Here is a 16,107-nt window from a genome sequence, read left to right on the forward strand (position 1 = left end):
GTTCGGAACCAAAGAAGGAATCACCATGACTGAAGTAGTGGACCGCACCTCCTCCAGCAACCGGGCGGCCGCGGGAACGGCTGCAACCACGCAGCCTGTTGCGCCCGCCCCTACGGTGGATGTAGCGGCTCTTGGCGAATTGCTGCTCGGCAAGTGGGCCCACATCCGGCACACGGCACGTGACCTCGCGGGCCGCCCCGAGGTACACAAGATCGAAGGCTTGACGCACACCGAGCACCGCAAGCGTGTATTCGGGCAGCTCAAGTACCTCGTGGACAACAACGCCGTGCACCGGGCTTTCCCCGCCAGCCTCGGCGGTTCAGACGATCACGGCGGCAACATCGCCGGCTTCGAGGAGCTCGTCACTGCCGATCCATCACTGCAGATCAAGGCCGGGGTCCAGTGGGGCCTCTTCGGTTCAGCGGTAATGCACCTGGGCACTGACGAGCACCAGAACAAATGGCTGCCCGGGATCATGAGCCTCGAGATCCCCGGCTGCTTCGCCATGACGGAAACCGGACACGGCTCCGATGTTGCGAGCATTGCCACCACGGCCACGTACGACGAGTCCACCCAGGAGTTCGTCATCAACACTCCGTTCCGTGCCGCGTGGAAGGACTACATCGGCAACGCAGCCGAGGACGGCCTCGCCGCCGTCGTGTTCGCCCAACTGGTGACCCGCAACGTGAACCACGGCGTCCACGCGTTCTATGTCGAGCTAAGGGACCGGGACACCAAAGAGTTCTTGCCCGGAATCGGCGGCGAGGACGACGGCATCAAGGGCGGGCTCAACGGCATCGACAACGGGCGCCTGCATTTCACCGATGTCCGTGTCCCCCGCACCAACCTGCTCAACCGCTACGGCAACGTCTCCCCCGAAGGCGAATACACCTCGCCCATCGCGAGCCCGGGTCGGCGATTCTTCACGATGCTCGGCACCTTGGTGCAGGGCCGCGTCTCCCTCGACGGCGCCGCCGTCGCCGCGAGCAAGTTGGCCTTGACGACCGCCATCCGGTACGCCGCCGAACGGCGCCAGTTCAACGCCTCATCCCCCACGGACGAGGAAGTCCTGCTGGACTACCAACGGCACCAGCGCCGCTTGTTCACCCGGCTTGCCACCACCTTTGCGGCGAGCTTCGCACACGAGCAGCTGCTCGAAAAGTTCGACGACGTCTTTTCCGGCCGGCACGACACCGACGCCGACCGCCAGGACCTCGAGACCCTCGCCGCGGCCCTCAAGCCCATGAGTACCTGGCACGCCCTCGACACGCTGCAAGAGTGCCGCGAGGGCTGCGGCGGCGCAGGATTCCTCATCGAGAACCGTTTCGCCTCGCTCCGCGCGGACCTGGACGTCTACGCCACTTTCGAGGGTGACAACACCGTGCTGCTACAGCTCGTCGCCAAGCGCCTCCTGGCCGACTACGCCAAAGAGTTCCGGAACGTGGACTTCGGCGTGCTTGCCCGCTTCGTGGCCGCCCAGGCCGCGGACGTCGCCATCAACCGCACCGGCCTGCGGCAAGTAGCCCAGTTCGTGGCGGACACGGGATCAGTCCAGAAAGCCGCGCTCGCCCTGCGGGACGAAGAAGGCCAACGGACACTGCTGACGGTCCGGGTTCAATCCATGGTGGCGGAGGTGGGCGCTGCACTCAAGGGTGCCAACAAGCTTCCGCAGCATCAGGGCGCCGCCTTGTTCAACCAGCATCAGGACGATTTGATTGAAGCCGCCCAGGCCCACGCCGAACTCCTGCAATGGGAAGCGTTCACGGAAGCCCTCGGCAAGGTCGGCGACCCGGGTACCTTGAAGGTGCTGACATGGCTCCGCGACCTGTTTGGCCTCTCGCTCATCGAAAAGCACCTGTCCTGGTACCTCATGAACGGCCGCCTTTCCATGCAGCGCGGACGCACCGTGGGGGCCTACATCAACAGGCTGCTCGTCAAGATCCGTCCCCATGCCCTGGACCTGGTTGATTCCTTCGGCTACGGTCCGGAGCACTTGCGCGCGGCCATCGCTTCGGGGGCCGAAAAGGAACGCCAGGACGAAGCCCGCGGCCACTTCCGGGCGCAGCGGGCAAGCGGCCAGGCCCCCGCCGAGGAGAAGAGCCTCCTCGCCTTGAAAGGGAGGAAATCCAGCTAGCATCGTGCCGTAACCAGCCGGTGAACAGTTGCTGAATCCTTTAACGACGACGGCGCCGCACTCCCGCTGGGGGGTGCGGCGCCGTCGTCGTTCTTTCCCAACTAGCTCGCAGTTGTTGTCGCTTTGGGCGTCCAAAACGACACTTACTGCTAGCTAGTTGGGCTCGCGGATTGGAGGGTCAGGGGGCGAGGACTGAACGATAGACCTCGAGGGTTGTTTCGGTGATCGACTCCCAGGAGAAGTGCTCCTCGGCCCGGACCCGGCCCGCGGCACCCATGACCTTGGCCCGCGCAGGATCGGACACGACCTCGTTGAGGGCAGCGGCAAAATCTGCGACGAACTTTTCGGGATCCAGCGGGGTTCCGGTACCGTCCGTGACCTGCTCGAGCTCCACCAGCAGTCCCGTTTCGCCGTGCTGGACCACTTCGGGGATGCCGCCAGTGGCACTTGCCACGACGGCCGCGCCACATGCCATGGCCTCGAGGTTGACGATCCCGAGGGGCTCGTAGATCGACGGGCAAGCGAAGGCCGTGGCATGGCTGAGGACCTGGATGAGCTCGTGCCTCGGAAGCATGCGTTCAATGACCAGGACACCTTCGCGTTTGCCCTGCAGGTCCTCGATGAGCCGGGCCGTTTCGGCTGCGAGCTCCGGCGTGTCCGCCGCGCCAAGGCACAGCACAAGCTGGACATCTTCCGGCAGGCTGGCCGCAGCCTTCAGGAGGTAGGGCACGCCCTTCTGGCGGGTGTTTCGCCCAACAAAGACCACACTGGGCTTGGCGGGATCGATGCCGAGGGCACGAATTGCGTCTTCGCCTTCGTCCGGCTGCCACATGTCGACGTCGATGCCGTTGTGGACCACCCGGACCTTGGCGGGATCCACGTTCGGATAGCTGCGCAGGATGTCCTTCCGCATGCCGTCCGAGACGGCGATGATAGCCGCGGCAGCCTCATAGGCGGTCTTCTCAACCCATGAGGACAACGCGTAGCCACCACCCAGCTGCTCCGCTTTCCACGGCCGCAACGGCTCCAGGCTATGGGCGCTGAGCACATGGGGTATCCCATGCAACAGGGACGCCAGGTGGCCGGCCATGTTGGCGTACCAGGTATGGGAATGGACCAGGTCCGCTCCGGCGATGTCCGGCACGATGCGCAAATCCACCCCGAGGGTCTGGACGGCGGCATTCGCCGCTCCCAGATCATCCGGAGTGGAATACGACGTCACCGTTGCACCGTGGAAGTCCGCATCACGGGGCGCGCCGAAGGCACGCACCTGCAGATCCACGTGCTTCGCCAAGACGCGGCTGAGCTCGGCAACATGCACACCGGCCCCGCCATAGATTTCGGGTGGAAACTCTTTAGTCACAATGTCTACGCGCACGCTACCTAACGTAGTCCTTCCGGAGTATGTGTTCTAGTGTGAAAGGGTCCGGCAACCCGGGCTTTTTTCGGGGGCTACAAAGACGTACAGGGAGAGCAAACACCATGGCGTTGAAGAAAGTATTGTCAATTGTGTTGGCTGGCGGCGAAGGAAACCGCCTTATGCCATTGACGGCAGACAGGGCAAAACCTGCGGTGCCGTTTGCGGGGGGGTATCGATTGATCGATTTCGCTCTCTCGAATCTGGTCAATTCCGGGTACCTCCAGATCGTGGTGTTGACCCAGTACAAGTCGCACAGTCTTGACCGCCACATTTCCGAGACCTGGCGGATGTCCACCCAGCTGGGCAGATATGTGGCCTCGGTTCCCGCCCAGCAGCGCGTGGGCAAGAGCTGGTTCCTCGGCAGCGCGAATGCCATCTACCAGTCCCTGAACCTGATTCACGACGCCAACCCCGACATTGTTGTCGTGGTCGGAGCGGACCACGTTTACCGCATGGACTTCCAGCAGATGGTCCAGCAGCACGTAGCCAGCGGAGCCAAGGCCACAGTTGCGGCCGTCCGCCAGCCGCTGAACATGGCCAACCAGTTCGGCGTGATCGAGGTCGACAAGAACGATCCGCAGAAGATCTCGGCGTTCGTGGAAAAGCCTGCCGAAACGGAAGGCCTCGCCGCCGATCCCTCACAGTTCCTTGCCTCCATGGGCAACTATGTCTTCGATGCCGACGCCCTGGTGGAAGCGCTTCGCATCGATGCGGAGCGCCTGGACACCAAGCACGACATGGGCGGTGACATCATCCCTTACTTCGTGTCCCAGGGTGAGGCCGGCGTCTACGACTTCACGCTCAACGATATTCCCGGTTCCACCGAACGCGACCGCACGTACTGGCGCGACGTCGGAACCATCGATTCCTTTTATGACGCCCACATGGACCTGATTTCACCCGTTCCGATATTCAACCTGTACAACTCGGAATGGCCCATCTACACGCGGCAGAGTATTTCACCGCCAGCCAAGTTCGTCCGGGGCGAGAACAGCACCGTGGGCACCGCGTTGGACTCAATCGTGGCCAGTGGATCGGTAATCTCCGGCGGAATCGTGGAAGGGTCCGTGCTGTCCAACGATGTTTACGTAGGACCGGCCACCAGGGTCCAGGACTCGGTGCTGATGGACAAGGTGCGCATCGGTGCAGGTGCCGTGGTCAAGCGAGCCATCATCGACAAAAACGTGAAAGTGCCCGCCGGGGCTGCCATTGGCTTGGATCCGGACCTCGACCGGGCCCGCGGCTTCAAGGTCACCGAATCCGGAATCACCGTACTCGCCAAGGACCAGGTTGTACCGGAACCTGACGCCTCCGAGCTCGCCCTGGCGGCCGAATACCGCCGCTCGGTGCCGGAGGCGATCAAGGCTGCCACAGAGAAGTTCCCCGACATCAGGGACTCCGCGGAGCAGGTCACGAAAATCCAGGCTTCCTCGGTAGAGGTCTGACCCGGAACCCCGGAACCCCGGAACCCCGGAACCAGGACAGCCCCGGCCTCCCGGGCGACAGCAGGCTTCCCGCCTCTGCCGCCCGGGAGGCTTTGCTGTGCCCGACCCTGTAAAATTGACCCAATGAGCCCCGCCGATTTGACGCCTGAAGAGATCCAGGCCTGCCTCAAGGTCTTGAACACCATCCACGCCTACGACGAGGAGCACCCGGACTACGTCGCCATCCGTCGTGCCACGGGAAAGATGTTCAAGGCCGTCAAGCGCCACCGCCGGGTCACCAAGCGGGATGAGATCGCGGAAGCCGATCGTGCCGTCATTGCGTTGACGGCCACCGCAGCCCCGGACAGGATCGACGACGAGACCCGCGGGAACAAGCTGGCTACCTCGGCCACGAGCGAAATCGCGGGCCACCTCATCCGGTCCAGGCCCTGCTACATCTGCAAGCAGCACTACACGCAAGTAGACGCGTTCTACCACCAGTTGTGCCCGGAATGTGCGGCCTTCAGCCACAGTAAGCGCGATGCCCGCACGGACCTCAGCGGACGCCGTGCCCTCCTGACAGGTGGGCGCGCCAAGATCGGCATGTACATCGCCCTCCGCTTGCTCCGCGACGGCGCGCACACCACCATCACCACCCGCTTCCCCAAGGACGCGGCACGACGTTTCGCCGCCATGGAAGACAGCGCGGACTGGTTGCACCGGCTCAGGATTGTGGGCATCGACCTCCGGGATCCGTCACAGGTGATGGCGCTCACGGACTCCCTCAACGAAGCCGGCCCGCTCGACATCATCATCAACAACGCCGCCCAGACAGTCCGGCGTTCGGGGAATGCGTACAAGCCCCTGGTGGATGCCGAGGATGAGCCACTGCCCGAGGCCCTTCAGGCAGCCAATGGCGGTCCGGAGCTGGTCACGTTCGGCCATGCCCACGACAAGCACCCGTTGGCCATCACCCAAAGCGTCACCGATCATCCCGTGCTTGCCGGTGATGCGATTACCTCGCTCGCGCTGTCCACGGGCTCCGCGTCGTTGGCACGTATCGCGACGGGCACCGCGATCGACGCCGGCGGCCTGGTTCCCGACCTTGCGGCCATCAACAGCTGGACCCAAGTGGTGGACGAAGTCGATCCGCTCGAGATGCTCGAAGTCCAACTCTGCAATGTCACGGCGCCATTCCTGTTGGTGAGCCGGCTCCGTGGGGCCATGAAGCGTTCCACCGCCCGCAGGAAGTACATCGTGAATGTCTCAGCCATGGAGGGGCAGTTCTCCCGCGCCTACAAAGGCCCCGGGCACCCGCATACCAACATGGCAAAGGCCGCGTTGAACATGATGACGCGGACCAGTGCACAAGAAATGCTGGACAGCGACCGGATCCTGATGACCGCCGTCGACACCGGATGGATCACGGACGAACGCCCGCATTACACCAAAGTCCGGCTCATGGAGGAAGGCTTCCACGCACCCCTCGACCTCGTGGACGGGGCGGCGCGTGTCTACGATCCCATCGTCATGGGCGAAAACGGCGAAGACCAGTACGGCGTCTTCCTGAAGGACTACAAGCCCTCCCCCTGGTAAATCCAGGCGGAGGGCCGCACGCCTGCTAGGTGAGCCGCGTGATCTCGACAGTCACGGTGAGGCCTGAGCCGCCGCCGCCGGACAGGATGCCTTTCAAGGGAGGAACATCCCGGTAGTCCCGGCCCCGCGCCACAGTGACGTGGAGATCTCCGGCAGGCTTGTGGTTAGTGGGATCCCAGCTGCGCCATTCGCCGTCCCACCATTCCAGCCAGGCATGGGATTGGCCTGCGACCGTTTCACCGATCTCGGCCGTGGGCCGCGGATGGATGTAACCGGACACGTACCGGGCCGGGATGCCGCAACTTCGGAGGGAGCCGATGGCCAAGTGCGCCAGGTCCTGGCAGACTCCCTGACGCTGGTTCCAGGCTTCCTCGGCGTTGGTGGTGACGCCCGTAGTGCCTTTCACATAGCTCATTTCGCCGCGCATCCATTCGAAAACGGCCATGGCAGTCTCGTGCGGGTTCTTCCCGGCCACGACGGCGGGAATGATGCCGAGGACTTCCTCCCCCGGACCGCTGAGCTGCGACTGCGGCAACCAGTCGCTGAACTGGTCCCGGATCCCGTCGGAAGCCATCACCTCCCAACCGACAATCTCTTCGTCCAGGGCCACCCGTTCCACCCGGTGGACCTCAACGGTGGTGGTGGCCAGCACTTCGAGGCGCTCGTGCGGCATCTGCATATCGAAGGCGGTGACGCGGGTGCCCCAATAGTCACGGTAGGTGCTCACGGCAGCCTGCGACGGCGTGATCTTCAGCGAGGATTCAAGCACCACCTGTTGCGGATCGGTCAAGGGCGTCATGCGTGCCTCGTTGTACGACAGGGTCACGCGGCGGTTGTATTTGTAGGCCGTCTTGTGGACGATGCTCAGCCGGGTCATGAAACTTCTCCCACCCAGGCCAGTTCATCCGCCTGATTGAAGTACTTACGGGAAATCGCGTCGGAGGCCTGAGTGACGGCCTTCTGCACCCGGTCCATGTGCTCGGGCAGCTCGGACATGAGATCGTCCGTGCGATGGAACTCAAGGAAGGTGCGGGCTTGGCCGACGATCCTGCGGGCGTCGTTGATGAAGCCCACCCGCTGCGCGGATGGATCCAGCTTGGCGAGGCACTCGTCAGCGTCGCGCAGGGCGAAGACGATGGAGCGCGGGAACAAACGGTCCAGCAGGAGGAACTCGGCAGCATGTTGGTCTCCGAAGGCCGCGCGGCGGGTCCTGAGGAATGACTCGTAAGCACCGGCGCAACGCAACATGTTTACCCAGGACATTCCCGCGGAGAGGACATCCCTGGTGGACAGCATCCGCGCGGTCATGTCGGCACGTTCGAGCGAGCGGCCGAGGACAAGGAAAAGCCAGCTTTCGTCGTGGCTCACCGTCGTGTCTGCGAGGCCCCTCACCATGGCGGTGCGTTCCAGTACCCAGTTGCAGAAACGGTACGTGCCCACCACGTCCTTACGGTGCTGGTTCAGCCCGTAGTACGTGGTGTTGAGGCTCTCCCACAATGACGAGGACACAGTCTCGCGTGCCCGCCGCGCATTCTCACGCGCAGCCCCCAGGGAACCGGCAATGGACGTGGCACTTGTCTTGTCGTAGGCGAGGGCGTGAAGCAACTCCGGCAAGCCGAATTCTTCACTCTGCGGCCGGGCTCCCATGACAGCCAGGAGTTCCCGCGCCACGCTGCGTTGCTCCTCGAGCGGCAGGTGGTTCAGGCGTTCGAGATGGACGTCCAGGATCCTGGCCGTTCCGTCGGCCCGCTCCACGTAACGGCCGATCCAGAAAAGGGATTCAGCAATACGGCTCAGCATGGGGCTGTGCCTCCTTCGGGTCCTGCGTTGTGACGATGAATGTATCCTGCTCCGGCATCATGACGTGACGGATCACTGCTGCTGGTCCGATTGGCGGTCCCGCCAGTTACTTTCGACGGGCCAGACCGAGACCTGTTCACGCACCGTGATGGAGGAACGCGGCAGTTCAACTGCGGGCAGTTGCGGGGAGTCCGACAGTACCCAGGTGTCCTTGGAACCCCCACCTTGGGAAGAGTTCACGATCAGCGAGCCTTCCTTCAGCGCAACCCGGGTCAGTCCGCCAGGCAGCACCCAGACGTCGTCGCCGTCGTTGACCGCGAACGGACGCAAATCCACGTGCCGGGGGCCAAAGCGGTCTCCCGAAAGCGTCGGAACGGTGGATAGCTGCAACACGGGCTGCGCGATCCAGCCGCGCGGATCCGCCAGCACCCGCTTCCGCAAAGCATCCAGCTCGTCGCGCGAAGCATCCGGACCGATCACCAGGCCCTTGCCTCCGGAACCGTCTACCGGCTTGACCACAAGTTCCTCGAGCCGGTCGAGGACCTGCTCGCGGGCTTCCTTCTCTTCCAGCCGGAAGGTCTCCACGTTGGCGATCACCGGCTCTTCGTGCAGGTAGTAACGAATCAGGTCCGGCACGTAGGAATAGACCAATTTGTCATCGGCCACCCCGTTACCCACCGCGTTCGCGATCGTCACCCCGCCCGCCCTGGCCGCATTCACCAGCCCCGGACACCCGAGCATGGAGTCGGAGCGGAACTGCAAGGGATCGAGGAACTCGTCATCGATCCGCTTGTAAATCACGTCCACGCGCTGTTCGCCGGCGGTGGTGCGCATGTAGACCCGGTTTCCGCGGCAGATCAGGTCCCTGCCCTCGACCAGTTCAACGCCCATCAACCCGGCCAACAGGGTGTGTTCGAAGTAGGCGCTGTTGAAGACCCCGGGGGTCAAAACCACCACCGTGGGGTCGTCCACCCCCGAGGGCGCTGTCTTGCGCAATGCCGAAAGCAAACGGCGCGGGTATTCCTCGACCGGACGGATGTGCTGCTGTCCGAACGCCTCCGGCAAACCCTTTGCCATCGCCCGCCGGTTCTCCAACACGTAGGACACTCCGGAAGGCACGCGGACGTTGTCCTCCAGCACCCGGAACGTGCCCGCGGCATCGCGGACAACGTCGATACCGGACACGTGCACGCGCACGCCGCCGGCCGGCTCAAAACCATGCACCGCGCGGTGGAAATGCGCACTCGTGGTCACCAATGCCCGAGGCACTACACCGTCGGCAACTACCGCCATCCGCCCGTAGACATCATCCAGGAAAGCCTCCAGCGCGCGCACGCGCTGCTTGACCCCACGCTCAAGCACATCCCACTCGTCAGCCGGAATCACCCTCGGCACGATATCCAACGGGAAGGGTCTCTCCTCCCCCGCATAATCGAAGGTCACGCCCCGGTCCAGGAAGGTCCGTGCCATCGACTCTGCACGGGCGCTCACATCGGCAAGCGAAAGCTCGCGAAGGGCGCCGTCCACCTGGCCATAGGATTTTCGGGCAAGGGTGCCTGGGGCGAACATTTCGTCGTAGGCGCCGGAACGGGCGGCGGCCTCGGAGTAATCCCGGAATAGCTCTGACATGGGACTCAGACAATCACCTTTTCGATTACGAACGCATTTCGCGTTCTGCATGTTGCGACACCGGGTGTGTACCGGTTCGCATTTCAGCTCCTGCATGCATCAAGGTTGACGAATGCAACCCGAGCGTTTTCCGGCCCCCGTTTCCCGATGGGGAGCCGGGATTGTCATGGCAGTGGCAGCCACTGGAGTTGCCTTCATTATCCATACCCTGCTTCCCCCCATCCCTGCCATGACAGCCGCTGTAGCGCTGGGTTTGTTAGCTGCAAATATACCGGGCACGGCGGCATGGGCTGCCGGACGCGCCCGCCCGGGCCTGGACTTCGCCGGTAAGCACCACATGCGGGCAGGCATTGTGCTGCTCGGCTTGAGGGTCAGCGTTGTCGATGTGCTCGACCTTGGCTGGTTTGCGCTCGTCCTGATTGCCGCCGTCGTGCTCCTGAGTTTCGCGGGCACGTATGGGCTGGCCCGGCTGGTGAAGCTCCCGCGCGAAGGCGCCCTGCTGATTGCCACCGGCTTCTCCATTTGCGGGGCCTCGGCGATCGGAGCGATGGCCGCGGTGCGCCGCATCAAACACCAGGACACCGTCCTGCCCGTTGCCTTGGTGACCCTTTGCGGCACGCTCGCCATAGGCGTCCTGCCCTTGCTCATGCACCCCTTGGGCCTGAGCCCTGAACAATTCGGCGCCTGGACTGGCGCTTCCGTGCACGACGTCGGCCAGGTAGTCGCGACGGCACAGACCGCCGGTCCCGTGGCGCTGGCACTCGCCGTCGTCGTGAAACTGACCAGGGTGGTCCTGCTGGCCCCCATCGTTGCCGGAGCCGGGCTCACGCAACGATGGTCGATGCGTCGGAACTCGCGCAACGGCACCGAAGCGAACGACGACGGCGGCAAGTTCCCGCCGATCGTCCCGCTCTTCGTACTCGGGTTCATCGCGATGGTGGCCGTGCGTTCCTCGGGCTGGTTGGGCCCGGGCGTGCTGGACGCCGCGGGAGCACTCCAGGACATCCTGCTCGCCTCGGCCCTGTTAGGGCTGGGTTCGGCGGTCCGCGTCCGCACGCTGTTGCACACAGGTGGCCGCGCTGCGCTCGTTGCGCTTGGCTCCTGGTTCCTGATCGCCCTGTTGGGCTTGGGCGCAGTCTTGCTCATGATTAGATAGCTGGGTGTCGAATCACAACTTGGCGCGCGCTGAAGCCGCCACCCGTTCAGCCCTGATCAGCACCCACAGCTACGATGTCTCCCTTGACGTCCGCCAAGCCCCCGATGCGGGCGTGCCAGGGTACACAAGCCGCAGCGTCATCAACTTTTCCGCACAGCCTGGTTCCTCCACCTTCCTGGATTTCATCCACGGTGGCGTACACAGCGTCTTCCTCAACGGAAAAGGGCTAGACGTCGCCGAGGTAGTGGACGGCGACAGGATCCACCTCGACAATCTCCAGACCGAAAACCAGGTGACGGTCACCGGAACCGCGCTTTACAGCCGGTCCGGAGAGGGCATGCACCGCTTCGTCGATCCCGCCGACGGTCAGTGCTACCTCTACACGCAATACGAACCGGCGGACGCCCGGCGCGTCTTCGCGAACTTCGAACAGCCGGACCTGAAGGCCGAATTCACCTTCCACATCATGGCGCCTTCCGCCTGGCAGGTGGCTTCCAACGGCGCCGAGCTCGACCGGACGCAACTGACGAGCGATCCGGCAACGAGCTGTTGGGACTTCGCCACCACCAAGCGGATGTCCACCTACATCACCACCGTCCTCGCCGGTCCCTATTTCCGCGCTACGGACCACTGGAGCAAGACGCTCGACGACGGGACCAGCCTTGAGGTTCCGCTGGCGCTCTATTGCCGCGCATCCATGCAAGAGTCCTTCGATGCTGCGGAGCTTTTCCGGCTGACGAAGAACGGCCTGGACTTCTTCAACGATCTCTTCGACTATCCGTACCCGTGGGGCAAGTACGATCAGGCGTTCGTGCCGGAGTACAACCTTGGTGCGATGGAAAATCCCGGCCTGGTCACCTTCACCGAGAAATACGTCTTCACCTCACGGGCCACCGATGCCCAGTACCAAGCCCGCGCCAACACCCTCATGCACGAGATGGCCCACATGTGGTTCGGAGACCTCGTGACCATGACCTGGTGGGACGATCTCTGGCTCAAGGAATCCTTCGCCGACTACATGGGCACCCTCGGCGTGGACAAGGCCACGGACTGGGACAGCGCCTGGGTGAATTTTGCGAACAAGCGCAAGTCCTGGGCCTACGTGCAGGACCAGTTGCCCACGACCCACCCCATCGTGGCGGACATTCCCGACCTGGAAGCCGCAAAGCAGAACTTCGACGGCATTACCTATGCAAAGGGCGCTTCCGTCCTCAAGCAATTGGTGGCCTACGTCGGCTTCGAGGCGTTCATTGCGGGCTCGCGACGCTACTTCAAGGATCACGAATACGGCAACACCTCACTGACCGACCTCCTCGAAGCCTTGGGCACGGCATCGGGCCGGGACCTTGGAACGTGGGCCCGGCAGTGGCTGCAGACCTCGGGGATCTCCACCATTGCGGCCGAAATCTCCGGGGGCGGCGATGCCATGGAGGCAGTTACCCTGCGCCAGGACTCAGTGGACCCCATCACGGGCACGCAGGAACACCGCCCGCACAGGCTCAGGATCGGTCTCTATAACTTTGACGACGGCGGCCAATTGCTCCGCACAGAGGGCATCGAGCTGGACGTCGAAGGCGCCGACACTACGGTGGAGGAACTCGCGGGCAAGCCGCGTCCGGCCCTGCTTCTCGTCAACGACGACGACCTCAGCTATGCCAAGGTGCGCCTGGATGCGGAGTCAGAGGCAACGGTACGTTCCTCCTTGGACCGGCTCAGCGATCCGATGGCCCGGGCGTTGTGCTGGACAGCCCTGTGGGATTCAGCGCGCGACGCCGTTACCCCCGCGGCGCTGTACGTCGCCGCCGTCGAACGCTTCGCCCCTGCCGAGTCAGGAATCGGCGTCCTCCTGAACGTTCTGGGCAACGCGGTGACCGCCGTCGAGCGCTACGTCCCGGCCCGGCAACGGGGTGGGGTCCGCGAGAGCCTGATGGCGGCCAGCGCGATGGAGTTGCGGACCTCAAAACCGGGTTCGGACCAGCAACTCGCGTGGGCCAGGACACTGGCGGAGTTGTCGCGCCATGACGGCGCGTATGTCGAGTTCTTCCGCGGTATTCTCTCCGGAAGCGTGATAGTGGATGGCCTGACGGTGGATGCGGATCTCCGGTGGAGCCTGTGGCAAGCACTGGCAGCCAACGGAGCGGCCACGCTATCGGAACTGGATGCCGAACTCGCCCTGGACCACACCGCGGCGGGACGCGAAGGCCATGCCCTGGCCGCAGCTGCGCGTCCGGATGCCGCCGTCAAGACGGCCGCATGGAATGCCGCGGTCAACGGCACCGGGCTCTCCAACGAGATTCTGAGCGCGACAATCGCAGGCTTCTCCCTTGCCCCGTCCGGGCTCCTGGACGGCTTCACCGAACCGTACTTCGACTGCCTGGAGGATGTCTGGCAATCCCGGAGCATCGAGATCGCGGGCCGGATTGTGCGGGGCCTGTTCCCCGCAGCCCAGGATCTGCAGGCCGGGATGGCTCCGGAAGATCATCCGGTGCTTCGGCGCACGGACGATTGGCTGAGCGCCCACACTGAAGCTCCGCGGGCCCTCCGGCGCATCGTCATTGAGCAGCGAAGCCACTTGTTCCGCGCCCTGACGGCCCAAGCCGCCGGTGCTTCGCAACAAGAAGCCGGAGCGCTGCAGCAGGGCTGACGCGGGAGCCGGCGATCCGGGGGTGGACGAGCTGGCCTTGAACCAAAGGGATCGCCGGCATCGTCTTTAGATGCAAGCCCTGCGCTCCGCATGGGCCTTTCTTGAGGACGGTCACCATGAAGTTTCCCCGCCCCGTGCTTGCCGCCGCAGCGCTGGGCACCACCCTTTTGCTCGGAGCCTGCTTCGGCGGACAGCCGGCCGCTCCGGTGCCCGCAACGCCTACAACCCCAACGGTGAGCACAACGCCCGCCCCAAGCACACAGTCACCTTCACTGAGCACCACCACCCCGACTCCCGCAACGCCGTCGACGAGCCCGACGGCGACCCCAACCGCGCCCCCGGCGGTTTCGTCCCCGTCCCCGTCAGCGACCGTTCCGCCCGCCGTCGTTCCGCCACCCCCAGCGCCGCCAGCTGTAGTCCCGCCTCCAGCACCGGCGCCACCCCGCATGGTTCCGCCGCCACCGCGGCACCCCAACGGCGGCGACCGCGACGGCGACGATAACGGCGGACCGGACGACGGCGATGGAAACCGGTAGCGCGCCGCCTCGCGACAGAATAAGGCGGTTCGCCGGGCTATCCCTTGGGATAGTTGCGATGATGACGGTGGCGGCTTGCAGTTCCGCTGTTCGAGGCCAGGACTCCCGTACGGTTGAGTCTGCCGAAGCGCCGTTCGCGTGGTTCAACGCAGCAGCGGCCCCGGCTGGATGGAAAACCATGGAACTTCCGGACGGCACGGGGGTCCTTTCGGTCCCAACCGATGCCAGCCCGGCGGAAAGCGACCCCGGCAGTGTGTCCGCGAACGTCTCGTCCTCAACGGGAGAACTGCGGATGTACTTCAACGCCACGCCCCGGCAGGGCAGCGAGGCGCTGGACAATTGGAACACCTTCAGGCTCGATCACCTGGCGGACGAGAACTCCTCGCCACCCAGCAAAATCGCTGAGCGAACCGGAATGGCTTTCCGCGGAGGCACGGGTTCCTGCGTGGAGGACAGCTACGTGACCCACGTCGGCAACAACCGCTACCGTGAGATAGCTTGCCTCGTAGCGGCCAGCAAGGGCAGCAGCGTCCTCATCGTGGCGGCTCCCGCCGATTCATGGCCGCTCTACGGTCCGGTCATGGAACAGGCAGTGGATGCGTACCGGACGGAGTAACTAGGGAACACCGGCAGTTAAGGCACACGGTGCAGCCATTCCTCGGTACCAAACTTTGACTGCACCCGTTCCCGGGCTGTTGCCAATTCGGCGTCGGTGATGCGGGACTCCGTGGCGCCGTAGCGCTCGGTGAAGACCTCCTGCATGGCTTTGATGATTTCTGTCCGCGCCAGGCCGGTTTGCCGACGGAGTGGATCCACACGCTTCTTTGCGCTGCGGGTTCCTTTGTCGGAAAGCTTTTCCTTGCCGATGCGCAGAACCTCGACCATCTTGTCGGCGTCGATGTCGTAGCTCATGGTGACGTGGTGCAGCATGCCGCCGTTGGCGAGTCGCTTTTGCGCTGCACCGCCGATCTTTCCGTGCTCGGTGGCGATGTCATTGAGCGGGACGTAGAACGCGGTAATGCCCAGTTTTTCCAGGGCAGCCATGACCCACGCATCCAGGAACGCGTAGGAGTCGGCAAAGCTGATGCCATCCACGAGGCTCTGTGGCACATAGAGCGAATAGGTGATGCAGTTTCCGGCCTCCATGAACATGGCTCCCCCGCCGCTGATGCGGCGGACCACCGTGATGCCGTGGCGCGCGACGCCGTCGGGGTCCACCTCGTTGCGGAAAGACTGGAAGCTGCCGATCACCACTGACGGCTCTTCCCAGTCCCAGAAGCGCAAGGTGGGGTTGCGAAGTCCGGCCCCGACCTGCTCCGTGAGGACCTCGTCCAGCGCTACGTTGAGGTGCGTGGGAAGGACCGACGGCGGGATGACCTCCCACTGGTGGTCCGCCCACCCGGTGGCTTTGGACAGTGCCCTGCGGACAGCTACGGCGACGGCGTCAGCGGAAAAGCCGAACAGGACCGAGTCGGCAGGCAATGCGGCGGTGACGGCAGCGGAAATCTCGGCCGGCGTCGAACTTTCCGGAAGGCCCGTGAGCGCGCGGTTAATGTCCATCAGGGCCTCGTCGGGTTCCAGGAAGAAGTCGCCACTGAGCGAGACGTTCGCGAACCGCCCGTCCACGAGGTCCAGGTCAACCACCACGAGTTTTCCGCCGGGGACCTTGTATTCGCCATGGAGTGGCGGGGAGTCAAATGCCATGCTGGGAGTCATGGTTTCCATCCTGCCGGAAAACGCAAAAGCCCGCAGCCGCCGGGATACGGCG

General features: G+C 64.1%; 12 protein-coding genes. 7 read left to right on the forward strand and 5 right to left on the reverse strand.

The window, feature by feature from the left end:
• Positions 1 to 25: 25 nt before the first annotated feature.
• On the forward strand, positions 26 to 2,134 hold the full coding sequence (locus AB4074_RS11120; protein ID WP_441413424.1) for an acyl-CoA dehydrogenase family protein: 2,109 nt from the start codon (positions 26 to 28) through the stop codon (positions 2,132 to 2,134).
• A 178-nt stretch (positions 2,135 to 2,312) separates the two neighbouring features.
• Here AB4074_RS11120 and glgA read toward each other — a convergent pair whose 3' ends face one another.
• Positions 2,313 to 3,512 carry a glycogen synthase gene (gene glgA / locus AB4074_RS11125; RefSeq protein WP_345451810.1) on the reverse strand — a complete coding sequence of 400 codons (1,200 nt, stop codon included), beginning with the start codon at positions 3,510 to 3,512 and terminating at the stop codon, positions 2,313 to 2,315.
• Between the two features lie 104 nt (positions 3,513 to 3,616).
• Between glgA and glgC the strand changes: the two genes are divergently transcribed.
• Both glgC and AB4074_RS11135 read left to right on the forward strand, forming a co-directional pair.
• Positions 3,617 to 4,999, forward strand: coding sequence for a glucose-1-phosphate adenylyltransferase (gene glgC, locus AB4074_RS11130; protein WP_441413425.1), 1,383 nt, complete (start codon positions 3,617 to 3,619; stop codon positions 4,997 to 4,999).
• 123 nt (positions 5,000 to 5,122) lie between these two features.
• Positions 5,123 to 6,574, forward strand: coding sequence for an SDR family NAD(P)-dependent oxidoreductase (locus AB4074_RS11135; RefSeq protein WP_441413426.1), 1,452 nt, complete (start codon positions 5,123 to 5,125; stop codon positions 6,572 to 6,574).
• Positions 6,575 to 6,599: 25 nt separating this feature from the next.
• Here the strand turns inward: AB4074_RS11135 and AB4074_RS11140 are convergent, their stop codons facing one another.
• From AB4074_RS11140 to AB4074_RS11150, 3 genes are all read right to left on the reverse strand, one after another.
• Entirely contained in the window at positions 6,600 to 7,451 is an 852-nt protein-coding gene (locus AB4074_RS11140) for a transglutaminase family protein (protein WP_441413427.1), read from the reverse strand.
• On the reverse strand, positions 7,448 to 8,374 hold the full coding sequence (locus AB4074_RS11145) for an alpha-E domain-containing protein (RefSeq protein ID WP_078108851.1): 927 nt from the start codon (positions 8,372 to 8,374) through the stop codon (positions 7,448 to 7,450). The genes AB4074_RS11140 and AB4074_RS11145 overlap by 4 nt, the downstream gene beginning before the upstream one ends.
• A gap of 72 nt (positions 8,375 to 8,446) precedes the next feature.
• Complete coding sequence (locus AB4074_RS11150; RefSeq protein WP_441413428.1) at positions 8,447 to 10,003, reverse strand: circularly permuted type 2 ATP-grasp protein; 1,557 nt, start codon at positions 10,001 to 10,003, stop codon at positions 8,447 to 8,449.
• Between the two features lie 112 nt (positions 10,004 to 10,115).
• Here AB4074_RS11150 and AB4074_RS11155 point away from each other — a divergent pair, with 112 nt between their 5' ends.
• The 4 genes from AB4074_RS11155 (at position 10,116) to AB4074_RS11170 (ending at position 14,955) form a co-directional block, all read left to right on the forward strand.
• On the forward strand, positions 10,116 to 11,159 hold the full coding sequence (locus AB4074_RS11155; RefSeq protein ID WP_441413429.1) for a YeiH family protein: 1,044 nt from the start codon (positions 10,116 to 10,118) through the stop codon (positions 11,157 to 11,159).
• Positions 11,160 to 11,163: 4 nt separating this feature from the next.
• The gene (gene pepN, locus AB4074_RS11160; RefSeq protein ID WP_441413430.1) at positions 11,164 to 13,803 is read left to right on the forward strand and encodes an aminopeptidase N; all 2,640 of its coding nucleotides are present in this window, start codon (positions 11,164 to 11,166) and stop codon (positions 13,801 to 13,803) included.
• A gap of 70 nt (positions 13,804 to 13,873) precedes the next feature.
• Positions 13,874 to 14,305: a hypothetical protein gene (locus AB4074_RS11165; protein ID WP_441413431.1), complete on the forward strand. Its 432-nt coding sequence runs from the start codon at positions 13,874 to 13,876 to the stop codon at positions 14,303 to 14,305.
• Between the two features lie 212 nt (positions 14,306 to 14,517).
• Positions 14,518 to 14,955: a hypothetical protein gene (locus tag AB4074_RS11170; RefSeq protein WP_441413432.1), complete on the forward strand. Its 438-nt coding sequence runs from the start codon at positions 14,518 to 14,520 to the stop codon at positions 14,953 to 14,955.
• A 17-nt stretch (positions 14,956 to 14,972) separates the two neighbouring features.
• Here AB4074_RS11170 and AB4074_RS11175 read toward each other — a convergent pair whose 3' ends face one another.
• Complete coding sequence (locus tag AB4074_RS11175) at positions 14,973 to 16,055, reverse strand: lipoate--protein ligase family protein (RefSeq protein ID WP_441413433.1); 1,083 nt, start codon at positions 16,053 to 16,055, stop codon at positions 14,973 to 14,975.
• Positions 16,056 to 16,107 lie beyond the last annotated feature (52 nt).

Source organism: Arthrobacter sp. 2MCAF14 (genome assembly GCF_052115645.1).
Lineage (GTDB): Bacteria > Actinomycetota > Actinomycetes > Actinomycetales > Micrococcaceae > Arthrobacter.